We start from the raw sequence: 20,680 nt of genomic DNA on the forward strand, positions 1-20,680 counted from the left end.
CGTTGACATGGTATTGCTCATGACCGTCAACCCAGGGTTCGGGGGACAAGCGTTCATCGAATCGGTCGTACCGAAAATTTCAGCACTCAGTCAGCTCCGCCAAGACCGTCAGCTTGATTTTGAGATTGAAATCGATGGTGGTGTCAACGCGGAGACGGCAAAATATTGCATCGACGCAGGGGCTGATGTCCTTGTTGCGGGATCAGCCATCTACAATCAACCAGATTATAAAGCAGCCATCGATAGCATTCGTGGCGCATCTCGTGTATAATCGACGATAGAACAACAAGATAGAGTCGCAAGGGGTGTCACATGATGTGGCTGAGAGGCATACGCTAACCCTTTGAACCTGTTCCGTTCACACGGACGTAGGGATGTGGCGAAAATGCACGTTGCGAATCCAAGCAGCATGGCGTTTACGTCATGCTGCTTTTTGTCGTTCAACCAAATAAAGGAGGAAGAAAGATGAAATCACGTTTCAAATTACAAGCGCTCATTGAAATTTCATTGTTTGCAGCGCTCGGGCTCATTTTTGATTTGCTCATTCCATACCGTTTGCCACAAGGGGGATCCATCAGTTTAGCGATGCTCCCGATCTTTGTGATGGCATTCCGCCACGGATTAAAAGGGGGTCTCGCGACAGGTGCCCTCGTCGGGACACTTCAACTCTTGTTCGGTGCTTATATTTTCACGCCTGTACAATTCCTGCTCGACTATACGGTCGCTTATGGTCTCGTCGGAATGGCCGGAGTGTTCGCGGGGCGTGTGAAGCAAGCTGCGAGCAACGGGGCGACGAAGACGCTTGCCACTTATTTAGTACTCGGTGCGCTCCTTGGTTCGATGTTACGATACGCGGCGCACGTCATCTCGGGAATTGTCTTCTTTGCTGAATATGCTGAAGGTCCGGTCGTCGCCTATTCACTCGGCTATAATGCTACGTATATGGCACCATCCTTTGTCATCTCAGCCATCGTGTTAGTGCTCCTCTTCACGACAGCACCACGTTTCACGCGTGTGGCGACACGGGATCTCCGTCAATGAATATATTGATCGTCGCGGCGAGTCCGGAACCCATTCCGGACTTACCGCGTGATGCCGATTTTGTCATCGGTGTCGATGGTGGATATCAAAGATTATTAGATGAAGGGATCATGCCAGACGTCGTGGTCGGGGACTTTGATTCGTTCAAAGGATCACCGCCTGAGGAGGCGCTTCGCTATCCTTCGGAGAAAGACGTGACGGACTTAGAGATTGCACTAGCGTTCGCGAGAGAACGCGGGGCGACACGGATGGATGTATATGGTGGCTTAGGCGGACGCATCGATATGACCTTTGCGAACGTCGGCTTACTTGAAGCGTATCCGGAGATGATTCTTCACGGAGAAGGTCAAACGGTTTATCTCGTGAGAACAGGTAGCGAGGTCATTATGAAGCGAGACGGGCATTATCTTTCCTTCATGCCTTGGAAGACGGCCACGATCTCGATTGAAGGTGTCAAATATCCACTCGACCATCATGAGGTCAAGAGTGGGGAGGCATTGACGATTTCGAATGAATGGACCGAAGCGTCTGCCCGATTGACGGTCCATCAAGGAATGGTTCTCGTCATGATCATCAAAAAATAAGCAAAAAAAAATCCCATCGGCGAATGCCGCTGGGATTTATTCGTTCGTGTATAAGTATTATACGCGTTCAACGAGACCTGATTTAAGTGCGCGAGCTGAAACCCAAACGCGTTTCGGTTTACCGTCAACGAGAATACGAACTTTTTGTACGTTTACACCCCAAGTACGTTTTGTCTTGTTGAGTGCGTGCGAACGGTTGTTACCTGATTTAGGTGATTTACCTGTTACGTAGCATTTACGTGCCATGCGTTTCCCCTCCTTTTTTATGTGGGTTCGTCCTAATAGACACTCGTTTATATTAGCACGGCTTTTTTCCCGATGCAACTAGAAAATCATGCCATGACAAGAAAAAAACTTGACATTACTCTCAAGGATTTGAATAATGAATGAGGTTATCGCGTTAATTGACCGAGTTTCTGGAGCAGGTTCTTTTAATAACTAGGTACTTATTGTAGAATGTACATTAGGAATCATTCCGAATAAAGGAGGCTACTCCATATGGCAATTGAAATGAAGACAACATATGGCAATATTGACATCACAAGTGACGTCATCGCGACACTCGCAGGTGGTGCGGCGATGGAATGCTTCGGTGTGGTCGGCATGGCTTCACAAGCACAATTAAAAGACGGCATTGCTGAATTGTTAAAACGTGAAAATTACGCGCGTGGTGTCGTCGTACGTCAAGAAGACGAAGACGTACATATCGACATGCACATCATTGTAAGCTACGGAACGAAAGTATCTGAAGTTGCATACAACGTGCAGAGCCGAGTGAAGTATACGCTCGGAGAAACTTTAGGATTAAACGTTTCGTCGGTAAATATATTCGTTCAAGGCGTTCGTCTGACGAATGACTGACGAAAACGGAGGAGGATTTGGTGTGGGTTTAAAACGTTTAGATGGATTGGCGCTCTCAAACATGATCGCGAACGGAGCGGCCAACTTGAGCCAAAACGCAGATTATGTGGATTCGCTTAACGTCTTCCCGGTTCCAGACGGAGATACGGGAACGAACATGAACTTGACGATGACGTCGGGTGCGAAAGAAGTAGCAGCGATGAACTCATCAGATATCGCAGAGGTGTCATCGAAGTTTGCTCGTGGACTACTTATGGGAGCACGTGGAAACTCAGGCGTTATTTTAAGTCAGTTGTTCCGTGGATTCGGTAAAGCGGTTGAAGGCAAAGCGGAACTGACAACGGTTGATTTTGCAGAGGCTCTCAAGCGCGGTGTCGACACGGCATACAAGGCGGTTATGAAACCGGTTGAAGGAACGATTTTGACGGTTGCTCGTGAAGCGGCCGACGAAGCGCTTCTTGCGTCAGAGTCGACAAGTGATTTCACTGAATTTATGAAACGTGTCATCGTAGAAGCGAAAGCATCGTTAGACCGTACACCGGACTTGTTGCCGGTATTAAAAGAAGTCGGCGTTGTCGACTCAGGTGGTCAAGGTCTTCTCGTCATCTACGAAGGATTCCTTGCAAGCCTTGAAGGAAAAGAACTCGAAAAACCACATGCACCCGTCATGGATGCGTTGATTGAGGCAGAACATCATGCTCATGCAGCACAAGGGTTCATGTCAACAGAAGACATCGAATTCGGCTACTGCACGGAGATCATGGTTCGTTTCCAAGACGATAAGTTAAAGGATGCGCCGTTCAATGAAGACGCATTCCGTAACGAATTGTCAGAACTAGGAGATTCTCTCCTTGTCGTCGCGGACGAAGAACTCTTAAAAGTTCACGTTCACGTCGAGACTCCAGGTGAGGTCATCACGAAAGGTCAGCGTTTCGGTGAACTCGTTGCAGTCAAAATCGAGAACATGCGTCAACAGCACTCGACGATTCTCGAAGAAGAACACGGCGCAAATCAGCACGGTGTTCAACAGGCCGAGAAGCCAAAAGCACCATTTGCAATCGTAACGGTGGCAATGGGTGAAGGCGTCAGTGAATTGTTCCGTTCGCTCGGAGCGGCACATGTCATCGAAGGCGGTCAGACGATGAACCCATCGACAGAAGATATCGTCAAGGCGATTGAATCTGCACATGCGGAACATGTCTTTATCTTCCCGAACAATTCAAACATCATCATGGCTGCTGAGCAAGCAGCATCTGTCGCACCATGCGGCGTCTCTGTCATCCCAACGAAGACGGTCCCACAAGGTCTTGCGGCGGCAATCGCCTTCAACCCAGAGGCTGATGTCGAGATGAACGAACAAGCGATGAAAGCGGCTGCCGCGACTGTGAAGTCTGGTCAGGTCACTTACGCTGTTCGTGATACGAGCATCGATGGTGTGGAAATCAAGAAAGACGAGCATATGGCGATTGCAGAGAAGAAAATTGTTTCTTCATCGACGTCAAGCCTCGAAGCGGCTAAGAAGTTGGTCGATGCACTCGTCGAAGCAGATGACGAAATCATCACGATCTTAACTGGTGAAGGTTCATCTGAATCAGACGTGGAAGCATTGACGTCATATATCGAATCTGTAAATGATGAGATTGAGATTGAAGTACACGACGGCAAACAACCGCTTTACTCTTATATTTTTAGTGTGGAATAAGCTGTTTCAAGTCCCTACCTTCTGTATAATGAAGGTAGGGATTTTTGAAAGGGGGAAAATGAAGTGAAATATCGTAGTGTGTTTGACATTATTGGTCCTGTCATGGTCGGTCCATCAAGCTCACATACAGCCGGTGCCGCACGCATCGGGCTGATGGCAGGGAAGTTATTTGGGCGAACGCCCCGCACCGCGCGCATCACGTTTTACGGATCGTTTGCGGACACGTATCGGGGTCACGGTACGGATGTCGCGATCGTCGGTGGAATCATGGGATTCGATACGTTTGACTTGCGAATCCCACAGGCGTTAGACATCGCCCGTGAAAAAGGGATTGAGGTCATCTTTGAGACGAGTGACTTGTTGACGGATCATCCGAATACAGCACGTGTCTTACTCGAAGATGAGTTTGGCACATTTGAAATCGTCGGGATCTCAATCGGCGGGGGAACGATTGAGATTACGGAACTAAATGGGTTCCCGTTGAAATTGACAGGTGGGGGACCTGCGCTCGTCGTCTTGCATCATGACCGATTCGGCGCCATCGCTGCAGTGACCGGCGTCTTGGCGAATCATCAATTGAACATCGGGCATATGGAAGTGAGTCGTCACGAAAAAGGAATGCAAGCTTTGATGGCGATTGAGATTGATGAAACGATTCCTGCTGAAGTGATTGCAGAACTGGAACGGTTACCGCAAATCGAACGGATAGCTATTTTTGGGGAATAAGGAGAATGTGAGATGTTTAAATCAGTAGAAGAGTTAGTGACGATTGCCACAGAACGAGGCATCCCGATTTCTGAAGTCATGATCGAACAAGAGATGCACGTCAGACGCGCGAGCCGGGAGGACATCATCGGGATGATGGACCGAAACCTCGAGGTCATGGAAGAAGCGGTTGAACGCGCACTTCAAGGTGTTACATCAGTAACGGGATTGACGGGGAACGATGCCGTACTCATGCAAGAGTATATCCAATCAGGCAAATCACTTGCTGGAGACCTCATTTTAGATGCCGTGTCAAAAGCCATCGGGACGAACGAAGTGAATGCAGCGATGGGACGGATTTGTGCGACACCGACTGCGGGGAGTGCAGGTGTCGTACCTGGAACGTTATTCGCTGTGAAAGACCGTCTCGAGATGGACCGCGATGCGATGATTCGTTACTTGTTCACGTCAGGTGCTTTCGGTTTCGTGGTGGCGAACAACGCCTCGATCTCGGGAGCGGCAGGTGGTTGCCAGGCAGAAGTCGGTTCAGCGACCGGGATGGCTGCGGCCGCCATCGTCGAAGCGGCCGGCGGGACACCGGACCAGTCGGCGACGGCGTTTGCAATCGCCCTTAAGAACATGCTCGGTCTCGTCTGTGACCCCGTGGCAGGACTCGTTGAAGTCCCATGTGTAAAACGAAATGCCATGGGTGGTGCCAATGCCATTGTCGCAGCGGACATGGCCCTCGCGGGAATCACATCACGCATTCCTTGTGACGAAGTCATTTCAGCGATGCATGAAGTCGGTCAAATGATGCCGACCGCATTGAAAGAGACGGCGAAAGGTGGACTGGCGAATACGCCGACGGCTCGTCGCCTCGAACGAAATATATTTGGAGCGAAAGAAGATGCAAAACAATGAACGACTGACGACTCTGAAAGGAGTCGGGCCAGAGATGGCCAAAAAACTAGAAGTGATGGGACTTGTTCGAATCGAGGACGTGCTAGAGCACGTCCCGTTTCGTTATGAGAATTATAACAGTGGGACCGTAACGACTGCTGTTCACGGTGACCTGGTCAAGTGGAGTGGGACGGTTCAGGCAGAACCACTCGTTCGCTACTATAGTAAAGGCAAGAATCGACTTCAGTTCAGATTATTGTTAGAGGAACGTTATGCGGTCCAAGTGACGATGTTCAACCGTGCGTTTTATAAAGAGAAGTTAGCAATCGGCGAGACCGTCACGGTCAAAGGGAAATGGGACATGAATCGGATGACGATCAGCGCGACCGACCTCGAGTTCGGTGCTCCGTCAGGCGGACTTCAACCAATCTATTCATTACGAGCGGGACTGACGCAAAAGAACTTTAGTCGCATCGTCAAGTTAGCATTCGAACAAGTGAGTGAGCTTCCGGAGCGGGTGCCGCCGTCCATACGGGCCAGGTATCGACTTGAGGACCGAATGGACATGCTACGTGGCATGCATTTTCCAGATACTGTGGAAACGTATAAGCAGGCGAGACGGAGTTATGTCTATGAAGAATGTCTCATGTATCAATTGAAATTGCAGGCATTTCGTAAAATGGAGCGGTCAGGAAACGGTCGGGCCCTTCAACTCGATAAGCATCAATTGAACGAGTTCGTCAAACGACTCGCATTCCCGTTGACGGGAGCCCAAACACGGGTCATCCGTGAAATTGTATCCGATTTAGAGAAGCCAGAACGGATGAATCGATTGCTACAAGGGGATGTCGGGAGCGGGAAGACCGTCGTTGCCGCGATTGCCTTGTATGCGACCGTCATGGCTGGGTATCAAGGGGCATTGATGGTGCCGACCGAGATTTTAGCAGAACAACATGCGACATCTTTACAGGAATTGTTTGAACCGTACGGCATCACGATTGCCCTCTTGACGAGCTCAGTGAAAGGAAAGGCGCGAGAAGCACTTCTAACGGCAATCCAATCAGGGGACGTCGACATCATCGTGGGGACACATGCGCTCATTCAAGGACCCGTCGAGTTTTCGAACTTACATTTGGCAATCACGGACGAACAACATCGATTCGGTGTCGAACAACGGAAGAAACTTCGCGATAAAGCGGAATTTGCGGACGTCTTATATATGACCGCGACCCCGATTCCGAGGACACTTGCCATCAGCGCCTTCGGTGAGATGGACGTCTCGACAATCGATGAGATGCCAAAAGGTCGAAAACCGATTGAAACATATTGGGCGAAGCAAGACCAAATCGACCGTGTCCATTCGATGGTCGACCGTGAGCTGTCGCTCGGTCGTCAAGCATATGTGATCGCACCACTCATCGAGGAGTCGGATACGCTCGAGGTCGAAAGTGCGACAGCTTTATATGAACTGTTGAAAGAGCGGTTTCCGAACTATTCGGTAGGGCTGATGCACGGAAAGCTGTCGAGCGCAGAAAAGGACGACGTGATGAAATCATTTGCTGACAACGCGACGCAAATTCTCGTCTCGACAACGGTCGTCGAAGTCGGGGTGAACGTTCCGAACGCTTCACTCATTATCATCCATGACGCCGAGCGTTTTGGGCTCGCGCAACTCCATCAGTTACGTGGCCGTGTCGGTCGTGGTGCCCATCAATCGTTCTGTATCCTCGTCGGGGACCCGAAGTCAGATGTCGGGAAAGTTCGGCTGAAAACGATGACGGAAACGAATGATGGGTTCGTATTGGCGGAGAAAGATTTAGAGTTACGGGGTGCCGGTGATTTCTTTGGTACCGCGCAAAGCGGTCTTCCGAGCTTCCGGGTCGCAGATCCCGTTCTCGACTTGAAAGTGATGGAAGTGGCGATGCAAGATGCCGTAAAACTTCTAGGAAGCGACGCATTTTGGCATGATGCCCAATATGAAGGGTTACGTGGTTATTTGAAACAACTCGACCTTCTCGTTGGGGAAAGGTTAGAATAATACTTGAAAATGACGACTAAAGAATATATACTGCTATTAGTACCAGGTATTAAGTTCTTTAGTGATTAGTTTAGGAGGGAACTGAATGCGGGTACCTAAGAAAGAGCGGCAACGCTTGTTACAAGAAACGATTGAGCGCAACCCGTTCATCAAAGACGAAGAACTATCAAAACAGTTTTCCGTCAGCATCCAGACGATTCGGCTCGACCGGATGGAATTAAAAATTCCGGAAGTGAGGGAACGAATCAAACATGTGGCTTCCGAGCACCTCGATGAAGTCAAATCGCTTTCAATGAGCGAGGTCATCGGTGATATGATTGACTTGAAACTCGATGACTCTGCGATTTCTGTCCTCGATATAGAAAAAGAACACGTCTTTAGCCGCAATGAGATTGCACGTGGGCACGTCCTGTTCGCGCAAGCCAACTCGTTAGCGGTGGCGCTCATCAATGATGAATTGGCGTTGACCACTAAAGCGGAAATCCGGTTTAGTCGCCAGGTCCATCTTGGAGAGCGAGTCGTTGCCAAGGCTCGTGTGATGAAGCTAAGAGGGGACGGGAGAACAGACGTCACGGTCGAAAGTTATGTCGGTGAGGAACGCGTCTTTGAAGGCGACTTCACGATTTACCGACGTGGTGAGGAGGAACAAGCATGAAATTAGCAATTGATGCAATGGGTGGCGATCACGCACCGAAAGCGATCGTAGAAGGTGTGAAACGGTTCGTCGAACAATATCCGAATGAACCGATGGAGCTTTTTCTAGTCGGTGACGAGGTTAAAATTGCCTCTTATGGACTTGACGATCCTCGTGTGACGGTCGTTCCAGCAAGTGAAATCATTACAGGTGAGGATGAGCCTGTTCGTGCGGTCCGCCGCAAAAAGGACAGCTCGCTCGTCGTAGCGGCAAACCTTGTTAAAGAGGGGAAAGCGGATGCTCTCGTGTCTGCCGGGAACACCGGCGCCTTGATGGCAGCGTCTCTCTTCGTCATCGGACGGATCCCAGGAATCGAGCGTCCGGCATTATCTCCGACGTTCCCTACATATACAGGTAGCGGTGTCGTCGTGCTGGATGTCGGAGCGAATCCGGATGCGAAAGCCGAACATCTTGTGGATTATGCGATCATGGGTTCACTGTATGCAGAACATGTCCGTGGCATCAAAACACCGCGTGTCGCCCTTCTCAATATCGGGACGGAAGCCGGAAAAGGAAATGCGCTCACGAAAGAAGCGTTCCCCCTCCTTGAACAGGCCCCTGTCCACTTTGTCGGGAATGTCGAAGCGCGAGAAGCGATGTCAGGAGACGTGGACGTCATCGTGACAGAAGGATTTGCAGGAAACATCTTGTTAAAAGGTGTAGAAGGATCCTCAGCGATGCTCATGAAGATGATGAAAGAACAATTTACGAGCAACCTTGTATCAAAACTTGCCGCTCTCATCTTAAAACCGAAATTAAGACGATTGAAAGAAACGCTTGATTATCGTGAACATGGGGGAGCCGGATTATTCGGGATCAATGCGCCTGTCATCAAGGCACATGGATCGAGCGACGCACTTGCGATTGCGAGTGCATTGAAACAGGCGAAAATCATGGTAGACCACGATGTCGTCGATAAAATCAAGCGTGCCAAAGCGATAGACTAAGCGAAAGCAGGTGAGGACATGGGGAAAGTAGCATGGGTGTTCCCAGGACAAGGCTCTCAAGCCGTTGGAATGGGACAGACCTTTTTAGACCAACCTGAAGCCCTTCAGGCAATCGGGCGTCGACTCGGATTTGACCTTCTTGAAGTCATGTCTGCCGGGTCGAAAGAAGACCTACAAGAAACAGAAATCGCACAACCAGCAATCGTGGCACATGCCTCGTTGCTTGCACAAGCCTATGCGGCAAACGGTGCGACACCAGATGTCGTCATCGGACATAGCGTAGGGGAGTATGCGGCGCTCGTCTCAGCGGGGGTCATCGATTTAGAAGAGGCGACCGTGCTCGTTCGAGAACGTGGTAATTTGATGTCTTCTGTGAAAGATGGAACGATGGCGGCAGTCGTCGGAATGACCGATCTTCAAGAAGCGCTTCATATCACTGAAAAAATTAGTGCGAGTGGGGACTTGGTTCAAATCGCTAACTTGAATTGCCCTGGTCAGTTTGTCATTTCCGGGCATATCGATGCGGTCGAACAGGCGAGTGTAGAACTGAAGGCAGCCGGCGCGAAACGGGTATTACCGTTAAATGTCTCCGGTGCGTTCCACAGTTCATATATGATGCCGGTGGCGACACGTTTCCAAGATGTCCTCGCCTCATCGCCGTTCCAAGAAGCGTCTGTCGATTTCGTCTCGAACGTGGATACGGCTGTACACCGTGATCCGGAACATCTGAAAGCGTTGTTGACGAAACAACTGTATTCGTCGGTTCGTTTTGAAGAATGTGTTCGAAAAGCGATTGCAGACGGGGTGGATACGTTCATCGAATTCGGTCCATCGTCACCACTTTCAGGGTTGATTAAACGAATCGATTCGAATGTATCGATTCAAAAGGCGACCACGTTGGAAGAAGTCGCCTCGTTAGGAGGAGAAGTTCGTGCATGATCAAGTAGCGATCGTGACTGGCGCGTCCCGTGGAATCGGTGCGGCCATCGCGAAACGTTTAGGGGAAGACGGCTTCCGTGTCGTCGTGAATTACTCGGGTAGTGAAGAAAAAGCAAACGCTGTCGTGGCGGCCATCGTCGAAGCAGGTGGCGAAGCTACGGCCGTGAAGGCGGACGTCTCAAACGCTGACGACGTTAAAGCGCTCGTCAAGACGACGGTCGATACGTATGGACGCGTCGATTGTCTTGTGAACAACGCGGGCATTACACGTGACGGGTTACTTATGCGCATGAAAGAAGCGGACTTCAATGACGTCTTATCGACGAACTTGAAGGGCGCGTTCCTCACATCGCAAGCGGTCACACGTTCGTTGCTCAAATCAAAATCGGGGCGTATCATCAATATCGCCTCGGTCGTCGGGATTACAGGAAATGCCGGACAAGCAAACTATGCGGCGGCGAAAGCAGGGCTGATCGGATTGACGAAATCAGTGGCACGCGAACTCGCAAGTCGTCATGTGACGGTCAATGCCGTTTGTCCTGGTTTTATTCAAACCGATATGACCGATGCCTTGACAGATGAACAGCGGAACGCTACACTCGAGCAAATTCCGTTCAATCGTTTCGGTCAAGTCGAAGATGTGGCCAACCTCGTCTCATTCTTAGCATCTGAACAAGCCGCTTACGTGACAGGTCAGACGATTGCCGTCGATGGCGGCATGACGATGGCGTAAAAGAGAACTTTACCAATAGACAGACATTTAATATACTTACCTTTGGAGGGATTTTATCATGACAAAAGAACAAATTTTAGTAGACGTACAAGAAGCAGTAGCAGAGAAGCTCGGGAAAGACGTTTCTGAGATCACTGCAGAGAAATCGTTCAAGGACGACCTTGGCGCTGACTCGCTTGAAGTAATGGAAATGGTGATGGACCTCGAAGACAAATTCGACATCACGATTGAAGACGAAGACGCTGAGAAGCTCGCGACTGTTGGCGACGTAGTAGCGTATATCGAAACAAAAGTGTAATCAAGCCATCCCACCGCTCGGTTCCGAGCGGTGGGCTTGTGCTTATTCATGGAGGGAACTATGACAAAAGACAAACGACGGTTTGACCGTCAAGGGTCGGCGCAACGGCGCCGGCGTCAGGAAATGGAACGGGCACGCATCTTAGAATTATTCAAGTCATTAGAAGAGCGTTTAGACGTTCAGTTTTCGAATCACGACTTGCTCATGCAGGCGTTCACACACTCTTCATACGTGAATGAACAACGTGGATTACGAAAAGACAATGAACGCTTAGAATTTTTAGGGGATGCCGTGTTAGAATTGACCGTATCCCGCTTCCTATATGAGACTTATCCGGAGCGCTCCGAGGGGGAATTAACGAAATTACGGGCGGCGATCGTTTGCGAACCGTCACTCGTGAATTTTGCGGAGGCCTATGCTTTCTCTGACTTCATCTTACTTGGAAAAGGTGAAGAGTTGACCGGTGGACGAAAACGTCCGGCACTACTTGCCGATGTCTTCGAATCCTATATCGGTGCTCTTTATTTAGACCAAGGGATTGAGGCAGTCGAACGATTCCTCGCCGAAGCGGTTTTTCCGAAAGTCTTAGCGGGTGTATTTGAAGAACAGACCGATTTCAAGAGCCAGTTGCAGGAGAGTGTGCAACGGGAAGGCTTAGGTCCGGTCACGTATGAAATCATCGAGGAGCGAGGACCGGCGCACAGCCGTGAATTCGTTGCCCATGCACGGCTCAGCGACGACATCGTCGGGGAGGGAGTCGGGCGCTCTAAAAAAGAAGCCGAGCAGTTGGCTGCTAAAGAAGCGCTCATCGCGTTCAATCGACGTTACGCTGATCTATAAACAAAAAGGAGTGGACCATTCAAAATGGTTCCACTCCTTTTTCATGTCAATTGACCGAGTTCTTCGACAATCCCGTCGACTTCCGATAAAGAGAGGGAAGAACGTGTCATTACGTACTCGTAAATCTCTTTCACCGCTGATGGGTCAGCTGCATTATATTCTTCCGCCTTGATCGCACCGCGGTTAATAATGTTCATTTTGTCCAAAATCGCTTCAATCATCTGTTCATTCGTCATCTGTATTCCCCTTTCTACAGTTCTTTTAAGAATAGCATGATTCTGTCATTTTGACGAACTGTTAACTGTGGTAAAATATACAGATGAATGCTTACTGCGGATAGGATGGTCACGATGCACTTAAAACGAATCGAACTCGCTGGCTTTAAATCATTTGCCAAGCGAATTGAATTAGATTTCCGTCCCGGCGTCACGGCTGTAGTAGGGCCGAACGGAAGCGGGAAATCCAATATATCGGACGCTGTTCGCTGGGTACTTGGAGAACAGTCGGCCAAATCACTTCGCGGTGCCAAGATGGAAGACGTCATCTTCGCCGGAAGTGAAGGTGAGAATCACCGAAACGTCGCGGAGGTCACGCTCGTCCTCGATAATCGCGACGAACAGTTACGTCTCCCTTATGAAGAAGTGAGTGTGACCCGTCGCGTGACCAGAAGTGGGGACAGCGACTATTTTATGAATAAAAAACCATGTCGTCTTAAAGACGTCATTGACCTCTTTTTAGACACAGGTCTTTCCCGTGATGCGTTCGCGATCATCGGGCAAGGTCGAGTCGAACAAGTCATTTCCGGGAAGCCGGAAGACCGCCGTGCCGTCATCGAAGAGGCGGCGGGTGTCCTCAAGTATCGCCAGCGTAAAAAACAGGCTGAGCGTAAATTGCAAGACACCGAATTGAACTTGTCACGTGTCGACGACATTTTATTTGAATTGGCTGACCGGGTGGAACCACTTCGTGAGCAGGCGGCGCTCGCTCGGGAATATACAGTGGCAAAAGCCCGTCATGACGAGCTCGAGACGGGGATCATGGGTGCCGAAATTCAGTTGCTCCAACAAGAAATTGAACAAGTGACGGTACGTCATACAGAATCGATCAAGCAGTTATCGGATTGTGATCGTTCGGTACAACACCTCACGGAGGAACGTACTCAACTTGAGGCTACGCTATCGACCCTTCGTGAAGAGTTATCCGAGATGAACCAAAAAGAGCGCGAACAGTCGACGTATGTCGAACGCTTGACGGGTGACATCAAGCTCGCGAAAGCACAAGAAGAGCATGGAGCCGAGATGAAAGAGCGTCTCGTCCATCAACGTGAAGAAGTGAGCGCCGAGATGGCAGAGCTAGAGACTCGACTGACGGTCGTTCGTGACGAGTTGTCTAAAAAAGTAGATACGTTGCGACAAACGACCGAGGCGAGAGACGCGCTTCAACAACAATTGACTGCTGCCTCCCGTGATTTTAATGCAGAGATTGAAGCGTTACAAAGTGAGGCGTTCGAACTCGCGACAACGCGAGCGACAATCAGTAACCAACAAAAGCGGGAGCAACGGGATATCGATGTCGCCATCGAGTCGAAAGAACGTCTCCTTCGTGAGAACAAACATCGTCTTGATGATCGGTCTTCACAAGAAGCAACACTCGAAGCGACACGGGAACGATATGAAGAAGTGCAAGGTCGCTTCGAACTACTGAGTAAAAAAGAAGTGGAACTTCGCGACCAAGAGACGGCGATCCGTGAAAAGTTGACACGGGCAGAAACGTCTTACTATGACCTCGAACGTCGTCGTCAAAAGACGGAAGATCGGATTGAGATGCTCGAACGGATGAAGCAATCGTATGAAGGATATTTCCATGCGGTTAAGTTTGTATTGAAAGACCGTTCATCAGGTGTGCTTGGTGCCGTCGCTGAACTGATTCGTGTTCGTCCTTCGTATGAAGCCGCCATCGAGACGGCTCTCGGACAGACGCAACAACATGTCGTCGTCAAAGACGAGACAGTCGGACGTCATGAAATCGATCGATTGCGCAAAGCGAACGCAGGTCGCGCAACGTTCTTACCGATGACGACGATCAAACCAAGATTTGTACCGACTGAGGTGTTACATCGCCTCGAATCGATGACTGGATTTGTCGGGGTGGCATCTGATTTAGTCGAGACCGACGAGTCGTTCGAAACGTTGAAAAAATCACTTCTCGGTTCGGTGCTCGTCGCCGAGACGTTAGAAGTCGCGAACCGGATTGCGCAAATGACCGGATACCGTTTCCGCGTCGTCACGCTCGAAGGAGACATCGTGAACGTCGGTGGTTCGATGACCGGCGGGAGTCGTAAGCAAGGGGTGGCCTTGTTCACTCAATCGCGTGAGTTAGACGATTTGAAACAAGGATTGACACAAGGGCTCGCGATGCTTCATGAGCAAAAACAACGTCTTCAAGAATACACGGAAGCGTTGAAGACAATCACTGAAGCATTATCAACGCTACGAGACGAGAAACGTACCGTCGAAGGATCGCTTCGAGAGGTCGAGGCTACTTACCGTACCGCCGAACGCGCCTCGCTTGATGCCAAGTCACAACTTGAACTGTTCGATCATGAGATGCTGCGTTACGAGAAAACGATTGAGACGTCGACAGCCGAACTCGAACGTTTGACGAAAACGTTGGCAGATACGGATAAAGAGCAAGCGGACATTCGTGTTCGTCTAGAGTCGCTTCGTGCCGAACAGGCAAAAAGTGCCGAAAGTACGGGGCAACTTGAAGCGATGCTTCGTCAAAACGAGCTCGACCTACAACGGCATACGCTCGAAGAAGAACGGGTTCGCTATGAAGTGGAGCGCTTGACGACTGAACGGAAACGTCTACAGGACCGGACCGATCAGATGAATCGTGAACTTACGCGACTTGACAGTGGGGAAGTCGTCTCATCTGCCGAGTTAGAAGAGACGCTCGCTACGGCCAAGCTTGAATTCACCAACATTCAAGAGCGACTTCAAGACATGACGGCAACGCTCAAGTCAAATGAAGAGGCGTACCGCATCATGCGTCAACGTGTCGATCAAGCGACGGAAGCGCGGCGTCAAGCTGAAGCAGTCGTTCGAAAACTAGAGACGGCGAAACAAGAGTTCGAATTAAAACGACAGTGGAAGCTCGATGCGTTAGAGGAACACGGGCTCGTTGCAGAACTCTTACCGGCGCTTGAGATTCCTCTTGATGAGGCGAAAGAAGAGTTCAAATTACTCGTTCGTCAAATTGAGGAAATCGGACCGGTTAACTTGAATGCGATCGAGGAGTTCGATAGCGTTCATGAGCGCTTTACGTTCTTGTCTGAACAGCGGGATGACTTGGTCAGTGCGAAAGAAGATTTGTATGAGATCATCGCCGAGATGGACCGTGAAGTGACACGTCTTTTCAAAGAGACGTATACGAACGTGCGGGCACACTTCAAACAGACGTTCACCGAGTTATTCGGTGGGGGCGAAGCCGATTTGAAATTGGTTGATGAGTCCGACTTGTTGAATACAGGGATTGAAATCGTCGCCAAACCGCCTGGTAAAAAGCTACAGACGCTCAGTCTGTTGTCTGGAGGAGAGCGTGCACTCACGGCAATCGCTTTACTGTTTGCGATCTTGAAAACGCGTCCGGTACCATTCTGTGTCCTCGATGAAGTCGAAGCGGCGCTTGATGAGGCGAACGTACACCGGTTCGGGGAATATATTCGCACGCTCTCAATCGACACGCAATTTGTCATCATCACGCACCGAAAAGGTACAATGGAAGCGGCAGATACGCTTTATGGCGTCACGATGCAACAGAACGGGGTGTCCGAAGTATTATCGGTCGAACTATCTGAAGCAAAACGTGTCGTAGAAATGGATGAAGAGATGGAGGAATCACGTTGAGTTTTTTCAAGAAATTAAAAGAAAAATTAACGACATCTACCCAAGAGGTGTCACAGAAGTTTACAGACGGATTGACGAAAACGCGTGACGGATTTGCGAGTGCCGTCAACGACCTCGTTTATCGTTTTCGCGAGGTGGATGAGGACTTCTTCGATGAACTCGAAGATTTGCTCATCCAAGCGGATGTCGGCGTCACGACGACGATGGACCTTGTCGAAGACTTGAAAGAAGAAGTGAAACGACGCAACTTGAAAGACCCGGTCGCTGTTCGGGATGCTCTCGTTGAAGTGGTGGCGAAACGCCTTCAGGAAGACGAATCTGACCGTGAACTGAACATGCAAGACGGACTCACAGTCATCTTGTTTGTCGGTGTGAACGGTGTCGGAAAGACGACGACGATCGGAAAATTGGCGCATCAATTGAAGTCGGAAGGTCGTAACGTCATGCTCGCGGCAGGAGATACATTCCGTGCAGGAGCGATCGAGCAACTTCAAGTATGGGGCGAACGCGTCGGAGTACCGGTCATTCGTCAAACGGAAGGGTCTGACCCGGCTGCCGTCGTATACGATGCTGTTCAATCTGCGAAATCACGTAACATGGACGTTCTCATTTGTGACACGGCTGGACGCCTTCAAAATAAAGTGAACTTAATGAAAGAACTCGAAAAAGTGAAACGGGTCATCGAACGAGAAGTCCCGAACGGACCACATGAGGTCTTACTTGCATTAGATGCAACGACCGGACAAAACGCTATGATTCAAGCGAAAGCGTTCAAAGAAGCGACGAACGTGAGCGGAATCGTCTTGACGAAACTCGACGGTACAGCAAAAGGTGGGATTGTTCTCGCGATTCGAAATGAACTCGATATTCCGGTCAAATATGTCGGTCTCGGGGAGAAGATGGACGATTTGCAAGAGTTTGACCCAGAGCAGTTCGTCCTCGGGTTGTTTGGAGACGTTTTTGAGGATAAATCAGAAGAGGACTCGACTGAAAATGAGGACACAAACAAAGACCTCGCCTAAGTTTTACTGTTAAGAAAAAAACTTGACAAGTACTAGGCACGGCTGTACTATTGGTAGTTGTAAAGGGATTTCACTTAACATGTGGAGGTGAAAGGTTTGACGCTCGAAAAAACGAATCGCATGAACTATCTCATCGATTTCTATCAAGCGCTCCTCACACCGAAACAGCGCAACTATATGTCTCTTTATTACCTAGATGACTACTCGCTCGGAGAGATAGCGGAAGAGTTTGAAGTCAGCCGTCAAGCGGTCTACGATAACATAAAGCGTACAGAAACGATGCTTGAACAGTACGAGGAAAAGCTCGCTCTATTCGAAAAATTCGAACAGCGTCAGCAACTTCTTCAGACCCTCAAACGTCAAATCGAGCTCACGGATGACGTGCAGGCTACGATTTCTGCGCTTGAGAATTTAGAGTAGGGGGCTGGAGCATGGCATTTGAAGGATTATCAGAACGGTTGCAATCGACGCTTTCAAAGATGCGCGGTAAAGGGAAAATCTCTGAGGCTGATGTCAAAGAGATGATGCGTGAGGTTCGCCTCGCCTTACTAGAAGCCGACGTCAACTTTAAAGTGGTCAAGCAATTCGTCAATGACGTGAAAGAACGTGCGGTTGGTCAGGATGTCATGAAATCATTGACGCCAGGTCAACAAGTCGTCAAAATCGTTCACGAAGAGTTGACGAATTTGATGGGAAGCGATGTCGTCCCGATCTCATTCAGTCAGAAACCACCGACAGTCGTCATGATGGTCGGTCTGCAAGGGGCAGGTAAGACGACAACGACCGGGAAGCTAGCGAACTTGATTCGCAAAAAGCATAACCGCAGTCCACTTCTCGTCGCGGCGGATATTTATCGTCCGGCGGCAATCAAGCAGCTCGAGACACTCGGGAAACAACTCGATTTACCGGTCTTCTCACTTGGCGATCAAGTGAAACCGGAAGAGATTGTGACGAAAGCACTCGAGTACGCAAAAACAAATCATCACGATTTCGTGTTGATCGATACGGCGGGTCGCCTTCATATCGACGAGACGCTCATGGGTGAGCTCGAAAATGTGAAGACGATTGCCAAACCAAATGAAATCTTCCTTGTCGTCGACTCGATGACAGGTCAAGATGCGGTCAATGTGGCCGACAGTTTCAATGAGAAACTCGGAATCACCGGGGTCGTGCTCACAAAGCTCGACGGAGATACACGAGGCGGGGCAGCCCTTTCGATTAAGGCAGTCACGGGAGCGCCGATTAAATTCGTCGGTCTCGGCGAAAAGTTGGATGCCCTCGAACCATTCCATCCAGAACGCATGGCGTCACGGATCCTTGGAATGGGGGACGTGCTCTCGCTCATTGAAAAAGCCGAGACACAGATGGACCAAGACGCAGCGAGAGAGCTAGAAAGCAAAATTCGTGACGCGTCATTCACGTTCGATGATTTCATTGAACAGTTGGGTCAAGTGAAAAACATGGGCCCGATTGATGAATTACTTTCGATGTTACCTGGTGCAGGTAAGATGAAAGGGTTGAAAAACGTCCAAATCGACGAGAAACAACTCGATCACGTCGAAGCGATCATTCGCTCGATGACAAAACATGAGCGCGCCAACCCGGAAGTGCTCAATGCGAGTCGTCGGAAGCGGATCGCAAAAGGGAGCGGTCGCTCGATTCAAGAAGTGAACCGTCTCATCAAACAGTTCGATGACATGAAGAAGCTGATGAAGCAAATGTCAGGACAAATGAAAGGGAAGAAAAAGGGCTTAGGTCTTCCGTTCTTCTAACAAAAACTTTTGTCAGTCGGACAAAAAAGCTGTATACTATAAAAGTTGTCAATTCTTAAACACATGATGGAGGTATATTACCATGGCAGTTAAAATTCGTCTTAAGCGCATGGGCGCAAAAAAATCACCTTTCTACCGTATCGTTGTAGCAGACTCACGTTCACCACGTGACGGTCGCTTCATCGAGCAAGTTGGTCACTACAACCCGGTTGCAAAACCAGAAGCTGAAGTTCGCATCAACGAAGAACTCGCTCTCAAATGGTTGGCAGACGGCGCGAAGCCATCTGACACAGTACGTAACTTGTTCTCTAAAGCAGGGATCATGGAGAAATTCCACAACGCGAAAAACGCGAAGTAATGATGTGGCCGACCTTTTCTGAGGTCGGCCTATTTTGTTGAGGAGGGAACGCGAAATGGATTGGTTATACGTTGGGAAAATCGCCAACACGCACGGCCTTAAAGGGGAAGTAAAAATTTTGGCGGCGACAGATTTTCCGGAAGAACGATTTAAAAAAGGGAACACGTTGTTCCTTGACGTGGACGGAACGAAACAAGAGATGACGATCACGACGTATCGTCCGCATAAGCAGTTCCATCTCGTCACGTTCAAAGGGTTTGAGAATATCAACCTCATTGAGAAATATAAAGGCTTGAAGTTATATGTTCATGCCGAACACGTGCATGATCTCTCGGAGAACGAATATTACTATCATGAGATTATCGGTTGTGAGGCAATCGTTGATGGTGAGTCGATCGGTGTGATCGATGATATCTTTGAGACGGGTGCGAACGACGTATGGGTCATCAAACGCCCGAGTAAATCGGACGCCCTCATCCCTTATATCGAATCGGTCGTCAAAGAGATCGATGTCGAAGCGAAACGTGTCGTCATCACCCCGATTCCCGGAATGATTGACGATGAAGATTGATGTGTTGACGTTATTTCCGGACATGTTCAAGACGCTCGACCATTCCATCGTCGGCCGCGCGAAAGCGCTCGGGCAAGTAGATATGTCGTTCATCAATTTCCGGGATTTTTCAACGAACAAGCATCATAAAGTCGATGACTATCCGTACGGGGGAGGGGCGGGCATGTTGCTCACCCCACAACCGATCTTCGATGCATTTGACTCGATCGAGGCGAAGTCACCACGAGTCATCCTGACGACACCGACCGGAAAGCCGTTCAATCAGCAGATGGCGGAAGAGTGGGCACGGGAAGAACATCTGATCTTTTTGTGTGGGCATTATGAAGGGTTCGACCAGCGTATCCACGATGAACTGGCGACAGACGAAGTGTCCATCGGCGACTTCGTCTTGACGGGTGGCGAGCTCGCGACGATGGTGATGATCGATGCGACGGTGAGACTGCTCCCTGACGTCCTCGGCGATCAGGCGAGCCACGAGGATGATTCGTTCTCGACCGGTCTACTCGAATATCCGCACTATACACGACCTGCCGATTTTCGTGGGTTGAAGGTACCGGACGTCCTCCTCTCTGGCAATCACGCCCGCATCGAGACGTGGCGACGCGAACAATCACTCGAGCGAACGTATCGACGTCGACCAGATCTACTCGAACAACTCGAGCTGACAGAAGACGATAAAAAGTTTCTCCAATCGTTGCGCGATTGAGAAATATATGCTATGTTTGAGCATGTGGGTTAAACCCATCGATTACCGATGTTCCGCTATT

The 20,680-nt window shown here is 49.6% G+C and carries 23 protein-coding genes and 1 riboswitch; of the genes, 21 read left to right on the plus strand and 2 right to left on the minus strand.

Annotation, left to right across the window (positions count from 1 at the left end):
- The 3 genes from ON063_RS00005 to ON063_RS00015 all read left to right on the plus strand — a co-directional run.
- The coding region (locus ON063_RS00005; protein WP_446719111.1) for a ribulose-phosphate 3-epimerase at window positions 1–271 on the plus strand (271 nt) is incomplete at its 5' end.
- A 20-nt stretch (window positions 272–291) separates the two neighbouring features.
- Window positions 292–392: riboswitch (TPP riboswitch) on the plus strand.
- A 73-nt stretch (window positions 393–465) separates the two neighbouring features.
- Complete coding sequence (gene thiT, locus ON063_RS00010) at window positions 466–1,041, plus strand: energy-coupled thiamine transporter ThiT (protein WP_074034820.1); 576 nt, start codon at window positions 466–468, stop codon at window positions 1,039–1,041.
- Window positions 1,038–1,625, plus strand: coding sequence for a thiamine diphosphokinase (locus tag ON063_RS00015; protein WP_274663844.1), 588 nt, complete (start codon window positions 1,038–1,040; stop codon window positions 1,623–1,625). The genes thiT and ON063_RS00015 overlap by 4 nt, the downstream gene beginning before the upstream one ends.
- 57 nt (window positions 1,626–1,682) lie before the next feature.
- On the opposite strand, the gene rpmB is transcribed toward ON063_RS00015, so the two are convergent.
- Entirely contained in the window at window positions 1,683–1,871 is a 189-nt protein-coding gene (gene rpmB, locus ON063_RS00020; RefSeq protein WP_015881349.1) for a 50S ribosomal protein L28, read from the minus strand.
- A gap of 252 nt (window positions 1,872–2,123) precedes the next feature.
- Between rpmB and ON063_RS00025 the strand changes: the two genes are divergently transcribed.
- The 11 genes from ON063_RS00025 to rnc all read left to right on the plus strand — a co-directional run bounded on the left by ON063_RS00025 (window position 2,124) and on the right by rnc (window position 12,282).
- Entirely contained in the window at window positions 2,124–2,486 is a 363-nt protein-coding gene (locus tag ON063_RS00025; RefSeq protein ID WP_015881350.1) for an Asp23/Gls24 family envelope stress response protein, read from the plus strand.
- Window positions 2,487–2,508: 22 nt separating this feature from the next.
- Window positions 2,509–4,188 carry a DAK2 domain-containing protein gene (locus ON063_RS00030; RefSeq protein ID WP_214875409.1) on the plus strand — a complete coding sequence of 560 codons (1,680 nt, stop codon included), beginning with the start codon at window positions 2,509–2,511 and terminating at the stop codon, window positions 4,186–4,188.
- 63 nt (window positions 4,189–4,251) lie between these two features.
- Window positions 4,252–4,914, plus strand: coding sequence for an L-serine ammonia-lyase, iron-sulfur-dependent subunit beta (gene sdaAB / locus ON063_RS00035; protein WP_074034808.1), 663 nt, complete (start codon window positions 4,252–4,254; stop codon window positions 4,912–4,914).
- Between the two features lie 12 nt (window positions 4,915–4,926).
- Window positions 4,927–5,814: an L-serine ammonia-lyase, iron-sulfur-dependent, subunit alpha gene (gene sdaAA, locus ON063_RS00040; protein ID WP_214875413.1), complete on the plus strand. Its 888-nt coding sequence runs from the start codon at window positions 4,927–4,929 to the stop codon at window positions 5,812–5,814.
- Window positions 5,801–7,831, plus strand: coding sequence for an ATP-dependent DNA helicase RecG (gene recG / locus ON063_RS00045; protein WP_274663845.1), 2,031 nt, complete (start codon window positions 5,801–5,803; stop codon window positions 7,829–7,831). The genes sdaAA and recG overlap by 14 nt, the downstream gene beginning before the upstream one ends.
- 85 nt (window positions 7,832–7,916) lie before the next feature.
- Window positions 7,917–8,486 (plus strand): transcription factor FapR, encoded by a 570-nt coding sequence (gene fapR, locus ON063_RS00050; protein WP_074034802.1) that lies wholly within the window; start codon window positions 7,917–7,919, stop codon window positions 8,484–8,486.
- Complete coding sequence (gene plsX, locus ON063_RS00055; RefSeq protein WP_214875424.1) at window positions 8,483–9,472, plus strand: phosphate acyltransferase PlsX; 990 nt, start codon at window positions 8,483–8,485, stop codon at window positions 9,470–9,472. Before fapR ends, plsX begins: the two co-directional genes overlap by 4 nt.
- An 18-nt stretch (window positions 9,473–9,490) precedes the next feature.
- Window positions 9,491–10,411: an ACP S-malonyltransferase gene (fabD, locus tag ON063_RS00060; RefSeq protein WP_274663846.1), complete on the plus strand. Its 921-nt coding sequence runs from the start codon at window positions 9,491–9,493 to the stop codon at window positions 10,409–10,411.
- Window positions 10,404–11,144: a 3-oxoacyl-[acyl-carrier-protein] reductase gene (gene fabG, locus ON063_RS00065; protein ID WP_274663847.1), complete on the plus strand. Its 741-nt coding sequence runs from the start codon at window positions 10,404–10,406 to the stop codon at window positions 11,142–11,144. The genes fabD and fabG overlap by 8 nt, the downstream gene beginning before the upstream one ends.
- A gap of 58 nt (window positions 11,145–11,202) precedes the next feature.
- A complete protein-coding gene (gene acpP, locus ON063_RS00070) occupies window positions 11,203–11,442 on the plus strand; it encodes an acyl carrier protein (RefSeq protein ID WP_214788883.1) in 240 nt (79 codons plus the stop codon).
- A gap of 123 nt (window positions 11,443–11,565) precedes the next feature.
- On the plus strand, window positions 11,566–12,282 hold the full coding sequence (gene rnc / locus ON063_RS00075; protein WP_214693956.1) for a ribonuclease III: 717 nt from the start codon (window positions 11,566–11,568) through the stop codon (window positions 12,280–12,282).
- A 41-nt stretch (window positions 12,283–12,323) separates the two neighbouring features.
- Here rnc and ON063_RS00080 read toward each other — a convergent pair whose 3' ends face one another.
- Window positions 12,324–12,518, minus strand: a complete 195-nt coding sequence (locus tag ON063_RS00080; protein WP_015881361.1) for a DUF1128 family protein — start codon at window positions 12,516–12,518, stop codon at window positions 12,324–12,326.
- 114 nt (window positions 12,519–12,632) lie between these two features.
- On the opposite strand from ON063_RS00080, the gene smc reads away from it, so the two are divergent.
- The 7 genes from smc to trmD all read left to right on the plus strand — a co-directional run bounded on the left by smc (window position 12,633) and on the right by trmD (window position 20,619).
- Window positions 12,633–16,190 carry a chromosome segregation protein SMC gene (smc, locus tag ON063_RS00085; RefSeq protein WP_274663848.1) on the plus strand — a complete coding sequence of 1,186 codons (3,558 nt, stop codon included), beginning with the start codon at window positions 12,633–12,635 and terminating at the stop codon, window positions 16,188–16,190.
- Window positions 16,187–17,212 (plus strand): signal recognition particle-docking protein FtsY, encoded by a 1,026-nt coding sequence (ftsY, locus tag ON063_RS00090; RefSeq protein ID WP_074034782.1) that lies wholly within the window; start codon window positions 16,187–16,189, stop codon window positions 17,210–17,212. Before smc ends, ftsY begins: the two co-directional genes overlap by 4 nt.
- A gap of 120 nt (window positions 17,213–17,332) precedes the next feature.
- Window positions 17,333–17,632, plus strand: coding sequence for a putative DNA-binding protein (locus ON063_RS00095; protein ID WP_446719113.1), 300 nt, complete (start codon window positions 17,333–17,335; stop codon window positions 17,630–17,632).
- 11 nt (window positions 17,633–17,643) lie between these two features.
- Window positions 17,644–18,984: a signal recognition particle protein gene (gene ffh, locus ON063_RS00100; RefSeq protein ID WP_074034778.1), complete on the plus strand. Its 1,341-nt coding sequence runs from the start codon at window positions 17,644–17,646 to the stop codon at window positions 18,982–18,984.
- An 82-nt stretch (window positions 18,985–19,066) separates the two neighbouring features.
- Window positions 19,067–19,342, plus strand: a complete 276-nt coding sequence (gene rpsP / locus ON063_RS00105) for a 30S ribosomal protein S16 (RefSeq protein WP_015881366.1) — start codon at window positions 19,067–19,069, stop codon at window positions 19,340–19,342.
- Window positions 19,343–19,397: 55 nt separating this feature from the next.
- On the plus strand, window positions 19,398–19,913 hold the full coding sequence (gene rimM / locus ON063_RS00110) for a ribosome maturation factor RimM (protein WP_274663850.1): 516 nt from the start codon (window positions 19,398–19,400) through the stop codon (window positions 19,911–19,913).
- Window positions 19,903–20,619, plus strand: a complete 717-nt coding sequence (trmD, locus tag ON063_RS00115) for a tRNA (guanosine(37)-N1)-methyltransferase TrmD (protein ID WP_214875438.1) — start codon at window positions 19,903–19,905, stop codon at window positions 20,617–20,619. The genes rimM and trmD overlap by 11 nt, the downstream gene beginning before the upstream one ends.
- Window positions 20,620–20,680 lie beyond the last annotated feature (61 nt).

This window comes from Exiguobacterium sp. B2(2022) (assembly GCF_028823655.1).
Lineage (GTDB): Bacteria > Bacillota > Bacilli > Exiguobacteriales > Exiguobacteriaceae > Exiguobacterium > Exiguobacterium aestuarii_A.

Coding starts and splice junctions, on each gene's coding strand:
- recG (WP_274663845.1), top strand. CDS start 5,801: ATGCAAAACAATGAACGACTGACGACTCTGAAAGGAGTCGGGCCAGAG.
- thiT (WP_074034820.1), top strand. CDS start 466: ATGAAATCACGTTTCAAATTACAAGCGCTCATTGAAATTTCATTGTTT.
- rimM (WP_274663850.1), top strand. CDS start 19,398: ATGGATTGGTTATACGTTGGGAAAATCGCCAACACGCACGGCCTTAAA.
- rnc (WP_214693956.1), top strand. CDS start 11,566: ATGGAACGGGCACGCATCTTAGAATTATTCAAGTCATTAGAAGAGCGT.
- plsX (WP_214875424.1), top strand. CDS start 8,483: ATGAAATTAGCAATTGATGCAATGGGTGGCGATCACGCACCGAAAGCG.
- ffh (WP_074034778.1), top strand. CDS start 17,644: ATGGCATTTGAAGGATTATCAGAACGGTTGCAATCGACGCTTTCAAAG.
- smc (WP_274663848.1), top strand. CDS start 12,633: ATGCACTTAAAACGAATCGAACTCGCTGGCTTTAAATCATTTGCCAAG.
- rpmB (WP_015881349.1), bottom strand. CDS start 1,871: ATGGCACGTAAATGCTACGTAACAGGTAAATCACCTAAATCAGGTAAC.
- ON063_RS00080 (WP_015881361.1), bottom strand. CDS start 12,518: ATGACGAATGAACAGATGATTGAAGCGATTTTGGACAAAATGAACATT.
- acpP (WP_214788883.1), top strand. CDS start 11,203: ATGACAAAAGAACAAATTTTAGTAGACGTACAAGAAGCAGTAGCAGAG.
- sdaAA (WP_214875413.1), top strand. CDS start 4,927: ATGTTTAAATCAGTAGAAGAGTTAGTGACGATTGCCACAGAACGAGGC.
- fabD (WP_274663846.1), top strand. CDS start 9,491: ATGGGGAAAGTAGCATGGGTGTTCCCAGGACAAGGCTCTCAAGCCGTT.
- ON063_RS00095 (WP_446719113.1), top strand. CDS start 17,333: ATGAACTATCTCATCGATTTCTATCAAGCGCTCCTCACACCGAAACAG.
- ON063_RS00015 (WP_274663844.1), top strand. CDS start 1,038: ATGAATATATTGATCGTCGCGGCGAGTCCGGAACCCATTCCGGACTTA.
- ON063_RS00025 (WP_015881350.1), top strand. CDS start 2,124: ATGGCAATTGAAATGAAGACAACATATGGCAATATTGACATCACAAGT.
- rpsP (WP_015881366.1), top strand. CDS start 19,067: ATGGCAGTTAAAATTCGTCTTAAGCGCATGGGCGCAAAAAAATCACCT.
- trmD (WP_214875438.1), top strand. CDS start 19,903: ATGAAGATTGATGTGTTGACGTTATTTCCGGACATGTTCAAGACGCTC.
- fapR (WP_074034802.1), top strand. CDS start 7,917: ATGCGGGTACCTAAGAAAGAGCGGCAACGCTTGTTACAAGAAACGATT.